The 18214-nt window shown below is 72.2% G+C and carries 16 protein-coding genes; 10 read left to right on the top strand and 6 right to left on the bottom strand.

Annotated features, from left to right (window positions below; all coding sequences use genetic code 11):
- Window positions 1-11 precede the first annotated feature (11 nt).
- The 5 genes from K1T34_RS03435 to K1T34_RS03415 all read right to left on the bottom strand — a co-directional run bounded on the left by K1T34_RS03435 (window position 12) and on the right by K1T34_RS03415 (window position 4684).
- Window positions 12-884, bottom strand: coding sequence for a tripartite tricarboxylate transporter TctB family protein (locus K1T34_RS03435; protein WP_220242847.1), 873 nt, complete (start codon window positions 882-884; stop codon window positions 12-14).
- 155 nt (window positions 885-1039) lie between these two features.
- Complete coding sequence (locus K1T34_RS03430) at window positions 1040-1645, bottom strand: MmgE/PrpD family protein (protein WP_220242846.1); 606 nt, start codon at window positions 1643-1645, stop codon at window positions 1040-1042.
- Entirely contained in the window at window positions 1645-2988 is a 1344-nt protein-coding gene (locus K1T34_RS03425) for an MmgE/PrpD family protein (protein ID WP_220242845.1), read from the bottom strand. The genes K1T34_RS03430 and K1T34_RS03425 overlap by 1 nt, the downstream gene beginning before the upstream one ends.
- A gap of 75 nt (window positions 2989-3063) precedes the next feature.
- Window positions 3064-3969, bottom strand: coding sequence for a LysR family transcriptional regulator (locus K1T34_RS03420; protein WP_220242844.1), 906 nt, complete (start codon window positions 3967-3969; stop codon window positions 3064-3066).
- A 106-nt stretch (window positions 3970-4075) separates the two neighbouring features.
- Window positions 4076-4684: a class I SAM-dependent methyltransferase gene (locus K1T34_RS03415; protein ID WP_220242843.1), complete on the bottom strand. Its 609-nt coding sequence runs from the start codon at window positions 4682-4684 to the stop codon at window positions 4076-4078.
- A gap of 117 nt (window positions 4685-4801) precedes the next feature.
- On the opposite strand from K1T34_RS03415, the gene lepA reads away from it, so the two are divergent.
- A complete protein-coding gene (gene lepA, locus K1T34_RS03410) occupies window positions 4802-6652 on the top strand; it encodes a translation elongation factor 4 (RefSeq protein ID WP_220242842.1) in 1851 nt (616 codons plus the stop codon).
- 41 nt (window positions 6653-6693) lie between these two features.
- On the opposite strand, the gene K1T34_RS03405 is transcribed toward lepA, so the two are convergent.
- On the bottom strand, window positions 6694-7140 hold the full coding sequence (locus tag K1T34_RS03405; RefSeq protein WP_220242841.1) for a pyridoxamine 5'-phosphate oxidase family protein: 447 nt from the start codon (window positions 7138-7140) through the stop codon (window positions 6694-6696).
- Between the two features lie 291 nt (window positions 7141-7431).
- Between K1T34_RS03405 and K1T34_RS03400 the strand changes: the two genes are divergently transcribed.
- The 9 genes from K1T34_RS03400 (at window position 7432) to K1T34_RS03360 (ending at window position 18205) form a co-directional block, all read left to right on the top strand.
- Entirely contained in the window at window positions 7432-8196 is a 765-nt protein-coding gene (locus K1T34_RS03400) for a GntR family transcriptional regulator (protein WP_220242840.1), read from the top strand.
- Window positions 8196-9140 (top strand): ABC transporter permease, encoded by a 945-nt coding sequence (locus K1T34_RS03395; RefSeq protein ID WP_220242839.1) that lies wholly within the window; start codon window positions 8196-8198, stop codon window positions 9138-9140. Before K1T34_RS03400 ends, K1T34_RS03395 begins: the two co-directional genes overlap by 1 nt.
- Window positions 9141-9195: 55 nt before the next feature.
- Window positions 9196-10089, top strand: a complete 894-nt coding sequence (locus K1T34_RS03390) for an ABC transporter permease (RefSeq protein ID WP_220242838.1) — start codon at window positions 9196-9198, stop codon at window positions 10087-10089.
- Window positions 10086-11084, top strand: coding sequence for an ABC transporter ATP-binding protein (locus K1T34_RS03385; protein WP_220242837.1), 999 nt, complete (start codon window positions 10086-10088; stop codon window positions 11082-11084). The genes K1T34_RS03390 and K1T34_RS03385 overlap by 4 nt, the downstream gene beginning before the upstream one ends.
- The gene (locus tag K1T34_RS03380) at window positions 11081-12025 is read left to right on the top strand and encodes an ABC transporter ATP-binding protein (protein WP_370643614.1); all 945 of its coding nucleotides are present in this window, start codon (window positions 11081-11083) and stop codon (window positions 12023-12025) included. Before K1T34_RS03385 ends, K1T34_RS03380 begins: the two co-directional genes overlap by 4 nt.
- An 85-nt stretch (window positions 12026-12110) precedes the next feature.
- Window positions 12111-13721, top strand: a complete 1611-nt coding sequence (locus tag K1T34_RS03375; protein WP_220242835.1) for an ABC transporter substrate-binding protein — start codon at window positions 12111-12113, stop codon at window positions 13719-13721.
- Between the two features lie 25 nt (window positions 13722-13746).
- Window positions 13747-15354, top strand: coding sequence for an amidase family protein (locus tag K1T34_RS03370; RefSeq protein WP_220242834.1), 1608 nt, complete (start codon window positions 13747-13749; stop codon window positions 15352-15354).
- The gene (locus K1T34_RS03365) at window positions 15351-16799 is read left to right on the top strand and encodes an MFS transporter (RefSeq protein ID WP_220242833.1); all 1449 of its coding nucleotides are present in this window, start codon (window positions 15351-15353) and stop codon (window positions 16797-16799) included. Before K1T34_RS03370 ends, K1T34_RS03365 begins: the two co-directional genes overlap by 4 nt.
- The gene (locus K1T34_RS03360; RefSeq protein WP_220242832.1) at window positions 16796-18205 is read left to right on the top strand and encodes an amidase; all 1410 of its coding nucleotides are present in this window, start codon (window positions 16796-16798) and stop codon (window positions 18203-18205) included. The genes K1T34_RS03365 and K1T34_RS03360 overlap by 4 nt, the downstream gene beginning before the upstream one ends.
- Window positions 18206-18214: the final 9 nt, after the last annotated feature.

Here is an 18214-nt window from a genome sequence, read left to right as displayed (position 1 = left end):
GCAAGGCGGGATCAGACGGGGAAGAGAATCGACTCGGGCAGCTCGACTCCGAGCACGCCCGAGAACAGCAGGTAGACCAGAGCCGGCACGAGCACCACCGCGAGCACTGGGCGGAACCCGCGGATGCGCTCCACCCCGAACACCAGGAAGGCGACCAGCGCGGCCATCGCGGGCGCGAAGCCGAGCAACACGAGCAACGGAATCGAGACGACGAACGCCAGCCACACGGTGACCACCCGCCGGAACCCCCGCGGATCGACGGTCTCACCGTCTTCCTTCGGCTCCGCGCGCACCGGCCGGACGAGCGTCAGGACCGTCAGCCAGATCCCCAACACGACCAGCAACGCCGCGATCAGATCCGGGAACAACCCCGGCCCGGGCTGGCCGCTCTTGCCGAACTTCGCCAGCCCGGCGGCGTCGACGAGCGCCGCCACCCCGACCGCCACGGACACGACCCCGAACACGACTTGCCCGATCGCGAAGCGGTCCAGGCGGGGCACGCCTTCGGGGCCGGCGGCCGTGGCCTCCGCGATCGTGGCGCCGGGCGGGGTGGCGACTTCCGCCGGCCGACCGTCCGTGGCGACCGCCGCGGCGGTGCCCCGAATCCGGGATTCACCGGACTCTCCCGCCGCGGTGTCACGCGAACCCGCGGCCTCCGAATTCCCGCTGAAACCGGCACTTTCCCCACCTGCGGCGCCATCCGACGCCACAGCCTCCGGGCTTTCCGTACCGCCGGCGATGCCCGCCGCGGCATTTCCCGGCACCGCGGACCCGGAACCACCGGTGCCCGGACTTGGTGTGCCGCCGCCCTTGTTCACAGCCGGGGCGGCCTCGCGTGCCACCGCGGTCTCGGAACCACCGGCACCCTCCGCCGCGCCCGCCACGACGGGCGCGACCTCCGGGCTTCCGGTGTCACCGGTGGCTGCCGGTGGGTCCGTCCTCGTCGGACGGTTCCCGTTCCGGCGGGCTCCCGGGCTGCGCTGCACAGGTTCCTCGCTGCTCACCGTGTTCTCGCCTTCGCTCGGTTGTGCTCGGACGGCTACCGGGGCGCCGACATCAGCGCGTACAGGCCGCGGCGGCCCGCCAGGGGGTCCTCGGCGGCGGTGAAGCCGTTGCGGGCCATGAGTGCTGCCTCTACACCCGTGGCGGCGGCACGGCCGACCTGCACGGCGCCCAGCGGGGAGCCGACGACGGACTGCAGGCCCGATGCTTGGGTGGCGGCGATGCCGACGGCGTAGCGGAGCGCGGAGTCCCGCAGACCGAGCACGCGGGCGGCCGCCGCCGCTGCGCCGACGACGCCCGCGGTGGTTTCGAGGCACCAGCCGGCCGTGACGTGCTGGGGGCCGAGGGCATCGGCGACCGCCTGGGCGACCGCGGAGCCGGCGACGACCGCGTCGGCGTCGGCGTCGAGAGCGGCGGCCGCGGCCAGCGCCGCGGCCCACTCGACTTCGGGCCGCAGATTCGCCGCCGCGGCACCGAAGAGCCAGGCACGGCCCGTCGAGCGGGACGCCGAAGCGCCCAGCACGCCGCTCAGCACCGGGTCCGGCGAGGCGGCCCGGACGTGTGCCAGTGCCCCGGCTGCCTTAGTGCGTGCCGTTTCGTCGACCGGTGCGTACACCAGTTCCAGCACCGCGTCCGTCCCCATCACTTCGCCACCTCCGGTCGCATTACCTCGATCACCGCGTCGATTCCGGGCGCACCGGGAAGGCCGTCGACAGCCGCCTCGATCTTGCGGGCGGCGCCGGCGCCCAGCACCGGTTCGACCAGCCGGTCGACCTTGGTGAAGAGTTCTTCGTCGGTCAGCGGGCGCGCCATGCTGCCGCGCGCGTGTTCGATGTGGACTTCCACGGGCTCGGCACCGGCACGCTCCACGCGGATCGTCGCCGAGTCCCGGGGGCAGTCGGGGGTGGGCACGAGCTCGGTCAGCGCCCGCAGCCGGGTCACGTCCTCGTCGATCGCCCGCTCGTCGGAGAACTGCCGCAGCCCGACCTCGCCGTCGAGCAGGCCGACCGCCGCGGCGTGCCGCGCGCTGAACCGCGCCTGCAGGCCGTCCGCGGGCTGCAACCGGCCCATCAGCTCCGGCACCAGCGGGTGACAGCTGATCCGCACAGCGGTGATCGCGCCCGGATCGCCGACGGCCGCGGAAGCGCCGATCGCCGCGTCGATCGCGGGATGCGCGACGATCCCGCACGGATACGGCTTGAACGCGTTGTACTCCAGCTCCCACGTGCCGGCCCAGTCGCGCCGTAGCTCGTCGTAGTCGGGCTCGGAGAACACCGGCAGCACCCCACCGGGTCCCAGTGGATCCTCGGGGGCGGTCAGCCCGGCGGCGGCCAGGCGGGCCGCGAAGACGCCCACCGCCGCGGCCTTGCCGGGGTGCAACGGTTTGGTCATGGAGCCGAACGCCTCGCGCTGGCCCAGCGTGCCGGTCGACGCGATCCCGAGAGCGTGACCGAGCTGGTCGGCGTCGAGCCCCAGCAGGTGCGCGGCGGCGACGGCCGCGCCGAACACGCCGCACGTGCCGGTGATGTGCCAGCCGTAGTCGTAGTGGCTGGGCGAGATCGCGACACCGATCCGCAGCTGCGCCTCGCACCCGAGGGCGAACGCCTCGAGCGCGGTCGCGCCGTCGGGTGCCGTTTCGGGCGCCAGCGCCAGCACCGCGGCGAGCACGGCCGCGCCGGGGTGGATCACCGTGGCGAGATGGGTGTCGTCGAAGTCGTCGAGGTGGGCGGCGGTGCCCACGACGGTCGCGGCCCACTCGGGGTCGAGCAGCTCCGCCCGCCCGGGGACCGGCACGGCACCGGCGGCGCCGAGCTCCTCCGCCGTGGCGAGCAGCGCCTCGACCGCGGGGGTCCGAGCCGCGCCGATCGCCGTGCCCAGCACGTTGAACAGACTGCGTCGCGCGGCTCGCGACACCGTTTCGGGCAGCGGAGCGTCCGCCGCCTTCCGCACGTTCGCGCAGAAGACTTGCGTTGTTACGAATGGCATGCGGCGAGCATTCCGCCCCGCCCGCGGCCGAACAACGCCAACCTCACGCCCCAATCATTGCGTTTTGCACAATGATCAAACGACGCTCCCCTGCGCCACCGCTACCTTCGCGAGCACTCGGACCATGGCGGCGACGGCCGACTTCTTCGGATGCGCCAGGAAGACCGTCCGGTGCCCGCTTTGGTCGTCGATCGGGATCCGCGTCACCCGGGGATGGTGGTGGTCGGCCATCCGGCCCGGCACCACGGACACCCCCAGACCGGCGCCCACCATCGACTCGACGATGAACGGATCGCTGCCCTCGACCGCGATCCGCGGCACGAATCCGGCCCGGGCGCACGCGTTGGCCATGTGGGTGCGGCTGCTGGACCCGGACGCCAGCGCGACGAACGGCCGGTTCCGCGCCGTCCGCAGCGCCACCGAGCCGTGTGCCGCGAGCGGGTCGCCCGCCGGCACCGCGAGCAGCAACGGCTCGCTGAACAACGGCAGCACCACGATGTCGGGATCGGTGGGCGGGGTGGAGCCGAAGATCACGTCGGCGTCGCCGCGCAGCAGGTGGGTCACCACCTCCGTCGCCGACGTCTGGTGGCAGCGGAACCGCAGGTCGGGATTCCGTTCCAGCACCTTCGCCAGCACCGTCGGCACGAATCCGAGGCCGAGCGAGTAGGTGTGCGCGATCCGCAGCACCTGCTGGGGACCGCCGGCTTCTTCCCGCGTCTTGGCGACGACGTCCGAGCGGGCCCGCAGCACCATGCTCGCCTCCTGCGCGAGGACGTGCCCGGCGTGCCTCAGCCGCACCCGTCGCCCGGCCTGTTCGACGAGCGCGACCCCGAGCTTGCGCTCCAGCCCCCGCACACTGCGTTGCACCGTCGCGGTGTTCAACCCCAGGTCCTCGCCGGCCTGGGCGAAGTGCTCGCGCCGTGCGAAGGCGATGAAAACCTCGAGGTCGTGGAACGAGACGTCGTCGGCACCGTGTATCACCCTCCCGTTCTACCTGCCCGGTGCCTCTCCGTCGCCGACCGGCACGACCCCGCGGGGTGGGCTCGCGCCGTCGCGAGCGGCCGCGCCGCGAAGGCGGCGACTCGCGCTAGGGCTTGCGAGCCCGCAGCTGCGCCGCCAGCGTCGCGAAGCCCGGTGGTTCCCAGGTCCACGTCTGGAGGTCGGTGAAGCCCGCCGCGGTGACTTCGGCGGCCAGGGCGTGGCGGGGGATGGGCAGCCATTTCTCGTGGGCCGACAGCAGGAGCCGGCCACCGGGGCGCAGTACGCGGAACAGCTCGGCGAAGCCGGCCGCACGGTCGGGCCAGAGCTGGACGTTGTTGACGCTGAGCACGGCGTCCACCGACGAATCGAGCGAGCCCGTGGCGGCCGCCGTGCCACTCCGCAGCTCCACGCGGTCGCCGCAGCGTTCGTGGCACAGGACGCGCATCTCGGGCGAAGGTTCGACGCCGATGGTTTTGCCCGCGAGGCGGCTCGCGGCGTCGAGGCCGATGCCCGGGCCGGGGCCCACGACCAGCACGGTTTCGTCGGGTTCGAGGCGGGCCAGTGCCACGAGACGGCGTTCGGTGGCGGCGTTGGCGCGGGACATCAGCCGGCCGCCGACACGGCCCAGCAGGCCGCTGGGGTGGCCGAACGCCCGGTCGAGGGCGCTGTCCAAGGCGCTGTCGAACGCGCCCGGGGGAGGGTTTGGAGTGCTCATCCTTCGAGGTCACCACCAGCCCGGCGCGCTCGCATCGGGGATGACCCCCAACCGCACCCGGAGGTCCATGGGACGATAGGAAGCGGCCACCCCCGACCTTTCCCGAGGACCACACGAGTGACAGCGCCCAAGACGTTCGCCGACACCACCTTCACGCCGCCGGAACTGATCCGCAACTTCTGCATCATCGCCCACATCGACCACGGCAAGTCGACGCTGGCGGACCGCATGCTGCAGCTCACCGGCGTCGTCGAGGAACGGGCGATGCGCGCGCAGTACCTCGACCGGATGGACATCGAGCGTGAGCGCGGCATCACGATCAAGGCCCAGAACGTCCGCCTGCCCTGGCAGGTCCAGGGCCAGGACCACGTGCTGCACATGATCGACACCCCCGGCCACGTGGACTTCACCTACGAGGTCTCGCGCGCCCTGGAGGCGTGCGAAGGCGCGGTCCTGCTGGTCGACGCCGCGCAGGGCATCGAGGCGCAGACGCTGGCCAACCTCTACCTGGCGCTGGAGAACAACCTCCAGATCATCCCGGTGCTCAACAAGATCGACCTGCCCTCGGCCGACCCGGACAAGTACGCTGCCGAGCTCGCGCACATCATCGGCTGCGAGCCCACCGACGTGTTGCGAGTCTCGGCGAAGACGGGCGTCGGCGTCGGCGCGCTACTCGACGAGGTCGTGCGCCAGGTCCCGGCGCCGGTCGGCGACGCGGACGCCCCGGCGCGCGCGATGATCTTCGACTCGGTCTACGACACCTACCGCGGCGTCGTCACCTACATCCGTGTGGTCGACGGCAAGATCACCCCGCGCGAGAAGATCCGCATGATGTCCACCGGCGCGACCCACGAGCTGCTGGAGGTCGGCATCATCTCGCCGGAGCCCAAGCCCAGCAAGGGCCTCGGCGTCGGCGAGGTGGGCTACCTGATCACCGGTGTGAAGGACGTCCGCCAGTCGAAGGTCGGCGACACCGTGACCTCCGAACGCCACGGCGCCACCAAACCGCTCGCCGGCTACCGCGAGCCGAAGCCGATGGTCTACTCGGGCCTCTACCCGGTCGACGGCTCCGACTACCCGGAGCTGCGCGAGGCACTGGAGAAGCTGCAGCTCAACGACGCGGCGCTCGCCTACGAGCCGGAGACCTCGGTCGCGCTGGGCTTCGGCTTCCGCTGCGGCTTCCTCGGCCTGCTGCACCTGGAGATCACGCGCGACCGCCTCGAGCGCGAGTTCGGCCTCGACCTGATCTCCACCGCGCCCAACGTGGTCTACCGCGTGGTGCTCGAAGACCGCAGCGAGATCGTCGTCACCAACCCGTCGGACTGGCCGACCGGGCTCAAGATCTCCGAGGTCCACGAGCCGGTGTCGAAGGTGAGCATCCTCGCGCCGAGCGAGTTCGTCGGCACGATCATGGAGCTGTGCCAGAGCAAGCGCGGTGTGCTGCTCGGCATGGACTACCTGTCCGAAGACCGCGTGGAGCTGCGCTACAACATCCCGCTCGCGGAGATCATCTTCGACTTCTTCGACACGCTGAAGTCGCGCACGCGCGGGTACGCCTCGCTCGACTACGAAGAGGCGGGCGACCAGGTCGCCGAGCTCGTCAAGGTCGACATCCTGCTGCAGGGCGAGACCGTGGACGCGTTCTCGGCGATCGTGCACAAGGACGCCGCCTACGGCTACGGCAACCGGATGGCCACGCGGCTGCGCGAGCTGATCCCGCGCCAGCAGTTCGAGGTGCCGATCCAGGCGGCCATCGGCTCGCGCATCATCGCGCGTGAGACGATCCGCGCGATCCGCAAGGACGTGCTCGCCAAGTGCTACGGCGGTGACATCTCCCGCAAGCGCAAGCTGCTCGAGAAGCAGAAGGAAGGCAAGAAGCGCATGAAGACCGTGGGCCGGGTCGAGGTCCCGCAGGAGGCCTTCGTCGCGGCACTGTCCACTGAGGACAGCGGCAAGAGCAAGAAGTAGAAGAAGGCGAGCCCGCCCGGTGCGGGCTCGCCTTCGGGGTTTCAGCGGTTGCCGATGATCCGATCAGCCGCGACGAACACCGCGACCCGGCGCTCTTCGGCCATCACGCGGTCGTACTCGGCCCAGTCGTCGTGGGTACCGGTGGCGGCCTCGAACACGTCGCGCAGCAGCGTCGGCAGGCCGGCCTGGTCGAAGGCCGCGTCGGGGTTGTCGGGGCCGACGAGGTGGGTCGCCCCGGTCACCGACACCCAGTCCCAGCCGCGGCGGAACGTGAGCGTCGCGTGCCCGGCGGTGCGCAACAGCTTGAGCTTGTAGGCCCCGCCCATCGCCACGAAGGCGACGCCGGGTTTGCCCGTGACGGGGTCGTCGAACACCCCGGCGTTGACGACGGACGAGTGCACCGTCCCGTCGGCGCGGGTGGTCGAGACGGTCGCGAGGCCGTTCTCCTGCAAGGACAGCTTGCGGACGTGCTCCAGATCGGCGGTCATGTCGCACACCAACGCCGCGGCACGCGAGCCTCTTCCCCGCTCACCCGCCTGAGCGCGCCGGCGACCGCGCAAGCCCGGCACCGAGAACGTGCCTCACCGACCGGTCACGAGATCGACTACGGCGACAGGGCGGGGAAACTTCCGGCCGGACGGTGCGCCGATCCCGCGTATCGGCGCCCGGCGGTGGGTTACGCGCAGGTCAGCCCGATCTCCGCCAGGGTGCTTCCGGCTTAACGACGGCGTTACGCTTCCGGCCTTCCGGACAATCGGCAGCGAGCGCACCCTTCCTGCATGAAGCAGGCCAGGATGGATCCGCGGACCAAGCGTCGCCTGAGCGCTGCCCGCCGGGTGCGAGATCTGCTCCGGGCGGCCATCGTGCACGAGGAGTTCCCCGCAGGGGCACTGCCGGGCGAGGCCGAACTCATGTTGTCCTTCTCGGCCAGCCGTCAGGTCATCCGCGACGCGCTGGCGCTCCTGCGTGAGGAAGGGCTTGTCAAACGTGTGCAGGGGACGGGCACGTTCTCCGTCGCGTCCAAGGTGCGGCACGCCTTCAGCCACCTGCACGGCCCGGAACCGGCGCTGGAACGGGTGTCCCACCAGATCCTCGCGATCGCTCAAGAGGTGGCCGCGCCGCGCGTCGCCGACCGGCTGGGCCTGCCGGTGGGCGCCGAGTGCGGCGTGATCGAGTACCTCGCCGTGCTGGGGACCGAACCGTATTACGCCTGCACGGCCTACGTGCCGCTGCCGCTGCTCGGGGTGGTGCGGCACGGGCGGACCGTGACGGAGTGGTACTCGGTCTACGAGGCGGCCGGGTTCGAGCTCGGCGTGACCGACCAGGCGGTGGAGGCGATCGTCGCCGACGACGAGGCCGGCGCGGTGCTCGACGTGCCGGCGGGCGCGCCGCTGATGCTGTTCGAACGGCTCGTCCGCGATCGCAGCGGGCGGCCTCTGGAGTACGCGTTCGCCAGGGTGCGGGGCGACCGCATCGCACTGCTGGCCCAACTGCCCCGACACCGCCGGCAACGTCGCCTGCCCCAAGCCGCGCAGGAGGCGTGATGCCCGGTTATCTCGGACGACGGCTGCTGATGACGATCCCGATCCTGATCGGCGTCTCGATCGTCATCTTCGCCACCATCAAGATCATCCCCGGCGACCCGGTCGCCTCGATGCTCGGCCCGACCGGCAGCCCGGAGGCGCGAGCGGCCCTGCACGCGCGGCTCGGGCTCGACAACCCGTTGCCGGTGCAGTACTTCTCCTGGCTCGGCCACACCCTCACCGGAGATTTCGGCACCAGCATCACCCGCCACGACGCGGTCGCGCCGATCGTGCTCGACGCGCTGGTGAACACGCTCGTCCTCACCGTCGCCGCCGGCGCGCTGGCGATCGTGCTGGGCCTGCTCGTCGGTGCCCTGACCGGCCTGCGCCGCACCGGCATCGCGGCCCGGCTCGGCAACGCGTTCGCGCTGTTCTCGATCTCCGTGCCGCAGTACTCCATCGGCCTGCTGCTGATCATCTACCTCGCGTCGAACGCGGGCCTGTTTCCCGTCAGCGGCATGCACAACCCGAACGGCGATGGCGGATTCGTCGACCTGGTCAACCATCTCATCCTGCCCGCCGTCACCGCGGCGCTGGTTCCCGCGGGGATCATCGCGCGGATGTTCCGCTCTTCGGTGCTCGACGTGATGAGCATGGACTTCGTCGAGGCGCTCACCGCGCGCGGACTTTCGCGGGCCCGGGTGATGCGCCACGCGTTCCACAACACCGTCCCGTCGCTGCTGACCGTGGCGGGCCTGCAGGTCGGCTACCTGCTCGGCGGTGTCGTGTTCGTGGAGGCGGTGTTCGCGTGGCCGGGCATCGGGCTGCTGGTCTACCAGTCGATCACCCAGCGCGACCTGCCGGTGATCCAAGCGGGCGTGCTGGTCTCCGCGTTCGCGTTCGTGCTGATCAACCTCGTGGTCGACGCGCTGCACGGCCTCGTCGACCCCCGCATCCGCACCTGACGGCAGCGTCGCCGGTCCCGTCCCCACCGACCGAACTCCTCGAGGAGTGTCTTCGATGACCGCACTGACCGAACCGGCGCCGGCCGCGTCGCTGCCCCATACCGCCCCGGCGGCCGCCCCGGCGCGCAGGCGCCGCCGGATGACGGTGAGCGCCACCGTCGCCGCCGCGGTGGTCCTCCTGATCGTGCTCACCGCCCTCGTCGGGCCGCTGCTGGCCGGCGACCCGATCGCGGGCGACACCGCGCACCGGCTGCTGCCGGCCGGCACCCCGGGCCATCTCCTCGGCACCGACGGTCAAGGCCGCGACGTGCTCGCCCGCCTGGTCGACGGAACCCGCCTGTCGCTGCTGGCCGGCCTGGTCCCGGTGGCGTTCGCCGCGCTCGTCGGCACCGGGCTCGGGGTCACGGCGGGCCTGTCCGGCAGGTGGGGCCAGCGGCTGATCATGCGCACGCTGGACGTGTTCTACGCGTTCCCGGCGGTGCTGCTCGCGGTCGCGATCGCCGCCGCGCTCGGGTCCGGGCTGTCCAACGCGATCATCGCGCTCGCGGTGATCCTCGTGCCACCGGTGGCGCGTGTCGCGGAGACGGAGACGCGGCGGCTGGTGGACCTGGACTACATGGAGGCGGCGCGGGCGAGCGGTGCCACCCGTTCGGCCATCGCGCTGCGGCAGGTGTTGCCCAACGTCGCCCCGCCGGTCGTCGTGTACTGCACGGCGCTGATCGGACTGTCCATTGTGTACGCGGCCGGGCTGAGTTTCCTCGGCCTGGGGATCTCCCCACCGACCCCGGAGTGGGGCCTCATGGTCAGTGAGCACACGCAGTACATCTACTCCGCGCCGTTCCTGGCCGCGATCCCCGCGCTGGCCATCCTCGTCGCGTCGGTCGCGTTCAACGTCCTCGGCGACGGCCTGCGGGATCTGCTCGACGTGCGGGCGGAGGCGCGGGCATGAACGCGAGCGTTTCCCCGCCCCTGGCGGTCGAGGATCTCACCACGACGTTCGTCTCCCGGCACCGCCGGACCGAGGTCGTGCGCGGGGTGTCGTTCACCATCGGCCGCGGCGAGACGATGATGCTGCTCGGCGAGAGCGGCAGCGGCAAGTCCGTGACCGCCCGCTCGATCATGCGGCTCTACGGATCCGCCGCCGAACTCGGTGGCAGCGTGCGGCTGAGCGGCCGCGAGCTCACCGGGCTCGCGGAGCCGCAGCTGCGCGACCTCCGCGGCGGGCAGATTGCGCTGGTGCCCCAGGACCCCACGGGTGCTCTCGACCCGTTGCGCCGCATCGGAGCGCAACTGGCCGAAGTGCTGGCCGCTCACGGCGTGGAGCGCGTGAAGACCGCGGCCCGGCGGCGAGCCGAGGAACTGCTGGCGCTGGTCGGCATCCCCGACCCGAAACGCGTGGCCGGCAGCTATCCGCACGAGTTGTCCGGCGGCATGCGCCAGCGCGCGGTGATCGCGATCGCGGTGAGCTGCGACCCGCAGGTGCTCATCGCCGACGAGCCCACCACGGCACTCGACGTGACCGTGCAGGCGCAGATCCTCGAGCTCATCGCCGACCTGCAACAGCGGCTCGGCATGGCGGTGCTGATGGTCACCCACGACGTCGGCGTCGCCGCGGACTTCGGGGGCCGGGTCGGCGTGATGTACGCGGGCCGGCTCGTCGAGGAAGGGCCCGCGCACGAGGTGCTCTCCGCCCCACGCCACCCGTACACCGCCGGGCTGCTGGACTCGCTGCCCACGCCCGGTGTCGCCCGGGGCGCGCTGCACTCGATCGTCGGGGCACCGCCCGCGGTCGGCGCGTTCCCCGACGGCTGTGCCTTCGCCCCGCGCTGCCCCCAGGCCCGGCCGTCGTGCGCGGAGGCCGATCCCGCGCTGACCGCTGTGGCCGAGGACCGGTCGGCGGCCTGCCCCGTGGTGAACCCGGAACCGGCGTCGGTGGTGGCGTGATGGCCGACGAGCTGCTGCAGGCCGAGGGCCTGACCAAGACGTTCGGCAACGGGGTGCGGGCCGTCTCCGACGTGTCCCTGACCGTCCACAAGGGAGAGACACTCGGCGTGGTCGGCGAGTCCGGCTGCGGGAAGTCCACCACCGGGAAGATGCTGCTGGGCCTGCTGTCGCCGGACAGTGGCGCCGTGACGTTCGACGGCGTGCCGCTGGCCGGGCTGAGCCGCCCGCGGATGCGAGCGCTGCGGGCCCGGCTGCAGGTGGTACCCCAGAACCCGCAGACGTCGCTGAACCCCCGGCTGCGCGTGCGCCAGTCGATCGAGTTCAACCTCCGGGCGCACGGGGTCGAACGCGGTGCGCGCCGGCCGCGCGTGCTGGAGCTGCTGGAGCGCGTCGGGCTCACCGCGGCGCAGGCGGAACGGTTCCCGCACGAGCTCTCCGGCGGCCAGCTGCAGCGCGTCGCGATCGCCCGCGCGCTGGCCACGGGGCCGGACCTGGTCGTGTGCGACGAAGCGGTGTCCGCTTTGGACAAGAGCGTGCAGGCCCAGGTGCTCAACCTGCTCGCCGACCTGCAGGCCGAGACCGGCGTCGCGTTCCTGTTCATCTCCCACGACCTCGCCGTGGTGGAGCACATCTCCGACCGGGTGGCCGTGATGTACCTCGGCCGGGTCGTGGAACTGGCCCCGGCGCGCGAGTTGTGGGCCACCCCGCGCCACCCGTACACCGAGGCCCTGCTGTCGGCGACCCCGGGACAGGGCCGCGAGCGCATCGTGCTCTCCGGCGACCTGCCCAACCCGGCCGCCCCACCGTCCGGCTGCGGGTTCCGCACGCGCTGCCCGGTCGCGGAACCGGCCTGCACGACCGACTGGCCGGCGCTCACCGAGGCGGCACCCGGCCATCGGGCGGCCTGCGTTCACGTGAGCCCGGTGGCCGTACCGGGCTGACCCCGGCACTCACCTCTTGCCCAGCGGCCTCGCCGGCCGCCGGGCCGACCCCGCACGCCCTCGACCCCTGCCGAGAGGAAAACCCTTGTCCCCCAACCGTTACTTCGCCCAGCGGAGAGGACGAACCGCGCTGCTCGGCGCGTTCGCCGCCGCCGTTTCGCTCCTGCTGTCCGCCTGCGGCGGCAGCGCCACCGCCGGCAGCTCCGGCGGCAACACGCTCACCATCGGGATGACCGCGTCCGACATCCCCGTGCTCGACACCGGTCTCGCCCAGGGCCAGGGCTACGAGGGCTTGCGCTTCGTGGCCAACCAGCTCTTCGACGGGCTGACGAAGTTCGACCTGACCAAGGACAACCAGATCCCGAAGATCACCCCCGACCTCGCCCAATCCTGGACGCCCAATGCCGACCTGACGAGCTGGACGTTCAAGCTGCGGGCCGGAGTGACCTTCCACGACGGCACGCCGTGGAACGCGGACGCGGCGCTGTTCAACCTCGACCGCTACACGAACAAGAACAGCCCGCAGTACTACCAGGAGCTCAACGCCCAGGGCGGGCTGTCGATCGCCGGGATCAAGAGCTACCACAAGGTCGACGACCTGACGATCGTGATCGACACCAACGGCCCGTGGGCCTACCTGCCCAGCGATCTGGCGACAGTGTACTTCGCCAGCCCCACCGCGGTGAAGGCCGAAGGCAACCAGGGCTTCGCCGAGAAGCCGGTGGGCACCGGGCCGTTCAAGTTCGACTCGCTCGTGCGCGGTCAGCGCATGGTCATGCTGGCCAACGACAAGTACTGGGCCGGCCGGCCCAAGGTCGACAAGGTGATCCTGCGCCCGATCCCCGACCCGACCGCGCGCGTGGCGGCGCTGCGCTCCGGTGAGGTCAACTGGATCGAGGTGCCGCCGCCGGACGACGTGCCGAACCTGAAGTCACAGGGCTTCCAGGTGCTGACCAACTCCTACGACCACATCTGGCCGTGGGTCTACAACCTCGCGAAGCCGCCGTTCACCAACGTGAAGGTCCGCGAAGCGCTCAACTGGGCGATCAACCGCCAGGCGCTGGTCGACAACATCCTCAAGGGCACCGCCGAACCCGCGCTCGGCTTCGTGCCGCACGCCAACGCGGCGTACGAACGCGCCGACGACTCCTACGGCTACGACCCGGCGAAGGCCAAGCAGCTGCTCGCGGAAGCGGGCTACCCCAACGGGTTCACCATGACGCTGTCCTACCCGACGAGCGGTTCGGGCAACATGGTCCCCACCCCGATGAACACGGCACTGCAGGCCGATCTCGCCAAGGTGGGCGTCAAGGTCCAGCTCAAGCCCATCGAGTGGGCGGCCATGCTGACCGACTTCTTCAGCGGCAAGATCCCGGACAACGCCGACGCCCTCAACATCTCGCTGAGCTACCAGCAGGAAGGCTTCTGGCGCAACTGGTTCGGCACCGGCTCGACGGCCAACGCGGGCAAGTACACCAACCCCCAGGTCGACGCGCTGTTCGCCAAGGCGCGCACGGTGCTCGACGACCAAGCGCGGGCGAGCCTCTACTCGCAGGCCGCGCAGATCCTCGCGAAGGACTCGCCGTGGCTGGTCGTGGTCGACGACCGCAACCCGCGCGTGCTCTCGCCCAGCGTGCACGGCTTCGTGCAGGCGCAGTCCTGGTTCGCCGACCTCACCCAGCTGTCGGTCGGCTGACCGACCCCATCGAAAGGAGACCGCCATGGCGATGCCCCGCGGCCGCATCCGCGGCTTCGTGCGCAGGCCGACGCCGCAGGAGCTGTCGGACCTCGGCGCGACCGAGCACATGTCCCTCACCCCGCGTGAAGCCGAGCAGTACGCGCAGATCCTCGACCAGACCTTCGCCGGCGTCGACCGGCTGGACGAACTGCACGCGCCCGCCCCGCCGTTGACCTGGACCGAGCGCGATCCCGGCGGCCCGGTCGACGACGCCGAAGACCCGTTCCACGCGTTCATCCGGCGCTGTCACGTGAAAGGCGCGCCGGACGGGCCGCTCGCGGGACTCACCGTGGGCGTCAAGGACAACCTCGCCGTGGCGGGGGTGCCGATCACCAACGCGTCGCGGACGCTGAACTACACGCCGACGTCCGACGCGGTCGTGGTGTCGCGGCTGCTCGCCGCCGGCGCCGACGTCGTCGGCAAGACGAACCTGGACGACTTCTCCACGTCCGGCACCGGCGAGTCGAGCTGGTACGGCCCGGCCCGCAACGCCGTGGACCCCACCCGCTCGGCCGGCGGCTCGTCGGGGGGCTCGGGGTCGGCGGTCCGCTCGGGTGCGGTCGATCTCGCGGTCGGCGTCGACGAGGGCGGGTCGGCCCGGATTCCCGCGTCCTTCAACGGAATCGTCAGCATCAAACCGACGCAGGGCCTGGTTCCCTCGCACGGGCTGACGTACATGGACCACACGATCGACGCGGTGTGCCCCATGGCGGGCACGGTCGAGCTGACCGCCCGGATGCTCGACGTGATGAGCGGGCACTCCGATCTCGACCCGCAGTGGGTCCGGGGTACCCCCGTGCCGACGAACGCCGTCGCGGCCCTCGGCGAGGGGGTGGGCGGGCTGCGGATCGGCGTGGTGACCGAAGGCCGCGACCCGGCTCTGTGCGAACCGGGCGTGCTCGCCGCGTTCGAGTCTTCGTGCGCCGCGCTGGAGGCCGCCGGCGCGACCGTGACCCCTGTATCCGTTCCCCTGTGGACGGACGCGTGGGCGATCGAAACCACGCTGCTGCTGCACCTGGCGTGGCTCAACGCCCAGTCCGACGGCGCCGGCTACGCCCACCTCGGCGAGGTGGACGTGGAGCGGACCCACGCCTTCGGCCTGGTCCGCCGGCTCGAGGCGGACTCGTTCCCGCCGTTCTTCAAGGTGTGGCTGCTGGGCGGAAGGTACTTGCACGACAAGTACTTCTCCACCTACTTCGCCAAGGCCGCGAATCTGCGCCGGGCCCTGACCGCGCAGCTCGACGCCGCGTTCGCGGGGTTCGACCTGCTCGTCACCCCGACCACGCCGCAGGTCGCGCCGGTGCTGCTGGACCGGCCCGCCGAAGACCTGGAGCTGCTCGCGCGCGGCACCACGATGGTCAGCAACACCTGCGTGCTCAACCTGACCGGGCACCCGGCGCTGGCCGTTCCGAGCGGCACGGACCCGGAAACCTCGATGCCGACGTCGATCCAGATCATCGCGCCGCGGTGGCAGGACACGCTGACGTTCCGGGCGGGCGCGGTCGTGGAGGACGCGGCCGGCGTGATGCCGGGCGGCGTCGCGGCGCAGCGGGCCAGCCGGCCCGAACCGCAGCCGGCCGGTTCGCGGTGATCGAAACCGTGCCCCCGCGGGCACCCGTGTCCGCCCCGGTGCCCGTCTCCGGGGCGGACACCCGCCGCCGCTTCCACCTCGTCGTCGTGGTGGCCGGGGTCGGGTTCGGGCTGACCGCGCCGTTCACCGCGCTGCTCGTGGTGGGGCTCGGCGGATCGCCGTCGTGGGGGGCCTTCGTGGTCTCCTCGATCGGGCTTTCCCTGCTGCTGGTGGACTTCCTCGGCACCCGGTTCGTGCCGAGGGTGTCCTCCCGCACCGCGCTCACGGTTTCGTTGCTGGTGTTCGGTGTCGGCTGCCTGCTCTCGGCCGCCACCACCAGCTGGGAGATCGTCGGGCTCGCACGGGTGCTGCAGGGCTTCGGCACGGCGCTGTTCATGGGCGGCGGGATCGCCCTCGCCGTCCGGCTCGTCGGCGAGCGGGTGCGCGGGAGCGCGATCGGCACGTTCAACGCGTTCTGGTTCCTCGGCGTCGCGACCGGGCCGCTCGGCGGCGGCCTGATCGCGGCGGTGGCGCCCGGGCCCGCCGGGTTGCGGCTGCTGTTCGGCGTGTGCGGCGTGGTGAACCTGGCCGGCGCGGTGGCGGCGTGGTTCCTCGCTCCCCGCTGGGTTTCCGCCGTGCGGCCCCGGCTCGGGCTGCCCGCGGGCCTCGGGGTGCGCGGCCGCCGGCTGTGGTCGGTGCTCGTGCTGACCGGGCTCGGGCAGGCGGTGCGCTCCGGGCTCGCGCTGACCCTCGTGCCGCTGCTGGGCGCGCAGCTCGGCATGGGCTGGGTCGCCTTGGGGCTGGCGTTGTTCGCGCTGTCGGTCACCGACGTCGCCGCGATGCACTTCGGCGGCCGGTTCGGCGACCGCCACGGCCGGCTGCTCCCGCTGGCGGCGGCGCTGGCGTGGGGCACCGTCGCTGTGCTGGCGCTCGCCACCGTGGTCCGCGGCCCGGTCGCGTTCGCCTTCGGAGCGCTCGCCGCCGGCGTCACCGTCGGCACGACCTGGGTCATCCCGGCCGCGATGACCGTCGACCTCGCCGAGGACCCGGACACCGCGCTCGCCGCGTACCGGATCGCCTGTGACATCGGGATGCTCGCCGGCGGACTGCTCGCCGGAGCGGGCATCGCCGTCGGCGGCGTGCACACCGCGCTGGCGGCCACGGCCGCCTGCCTCTTCGGCGGGCTCCTGCTCACCCTCACCGTCCGGGAGACGCTGCCCCGCCGCCCCCACCTGTCCGTCGTCAAGGAGGAATCCGTGCCCCTGCCCTCACCCGAGGAGTTCGCCGTGTTCGCCGCGAACTCCGACATCACGCTCACCCCGGAGCGCCTCGCGCAGGCCTACGCCACGCACACCCACTACCGGGCGGACCTGGAACGCCTGCGGCGCCTGCCCCTGCCGTTCACCGAGCCGGTCAGCGAACCGGCCACCGCGCTCGCCTGGATCACCAAGGGAGGCACCGCATGACCGACCTCGCCGACCTCACCGCGACGGAGCTGCTCGCCGCGTTCGCCGCCGGCACCGCGACACCGAGCGAAGCCGTCGCGGCCTGCCTGGCCCGGATCGAGGCCACCGACCCCGGCCTCAACTCGATCATCACCCTCCTCGCCGACTCGGCGCGCGTGAAAGCGGCCGAATCCGACGCGCGCTGGCGGGAGGGCACCGCCCGCCCGCTGGAGGGAGTGCCCTACGGCCTCAAGGACATCGTCGCCACGGCCGGGATCCGGACCACCGGTGGCTCGGCCCTGTACCGGGACCACGTGCCCGAGACCGACGCGGTGCTCGCGGCCCGGCTCGCCGACGCCGGCGGGGTGCTGCTCGCCAAGCTCGCCACCTTCGAGTTCGCCTGCGGGGGCGCGGTGAACAAGACCTTCGGCCCCACCCGGAACCCGTGGGACCCGCGGCGCACCACCGGCGGATCGTCGTCCGGCTCCGGCGCGGCGGTCGCGGCGGGCCAGGTGCCGCTGGCGATCGGCACCGACACCGGCGGCTCCATCCGCATCCCGAGCGCGTTCTGCGGGATCACCGGGCTCAAGGCGACCTACGGCCGCGTGCCCCGCCACGGCGTGATGGGCCTGTCCTGGACCATGGACCACGCCGGGCCGATGACCCGCAGTGTCGCCGACGCCGCGCTGATGCTCGACGTGATCGCCGGGCCTGACCCGCTCGACCCGACGGCCCTGCCCGCCCAGGACAGTCCGTTCAGCGCGGCGGTGGGCCGGGACGTCAGCGGGCTGCGGGTCGCCCGGGATCGCGCGTTCCTCGAAGGTGACCTGCACCCCGCGGTCGCCGAGGCGTACGAGTCGGCGCTCGGCGAGCTGACCGGTCTCGGCGTGGAACTCGTCGACGTGGAGCTGCCGACGTTCGACCTCGCCGCCGTCGCGGGCTGGTGGATCATCTACGCCGAAATGCTCTCCCTGCACGAAGACCACGTGTCCGGGATCGAGGACCGCGACGAGATGGGCGCGTCGCTGCTGGGCGCGGCCCCGTTCGTCAGCGCCGCGGACTACCTGCGGGCGCTGCGGCTGCGCCCGGTGTTCCAGCGGGAGCTCGAGGCCGCGATGGCGGGCTGCGCGGCGCTCGTGACGCCCGGTCTGAGCGCGCTGCCCCCGTTCATCGCCTCCGAGATGACGTCGGACCTCGGGAACCGCGAGGTGCCGTGGCTCGATGCCGCCTGCCGGACGAGCGTGCCGTTCAACCTCACCGGTTCCCCGGCGCTGGTGGTGCCCTCGGGCGAGATCGGCGGACTGCCGGGGAGCCTGCAGTTCGTGGGTCGCCCGCGTGACGAGGCCACGTTGTTCGCCCTCGGCGGCGCCTACCAAGCCGCCACCACCCACCACCTGCGCCGCCCGGCCCTGCCCGCGGCTGCCTGAGGAGGACGC

This window comes from Amycolatopsis sp. DSM 110486, assembly GCF_019468465.1.
Classification (GTDB): Bacteria; Actinomycetota; Actinomycetes; order Mycobacteriales; family Pseudonocardiaceae; genus Amycolatopsis.
The sequence above is the reverse complement of the archived record's forward strand: the minus strand, read 5'-3'. Positions and strand labels throughout refer to the sequence as shown.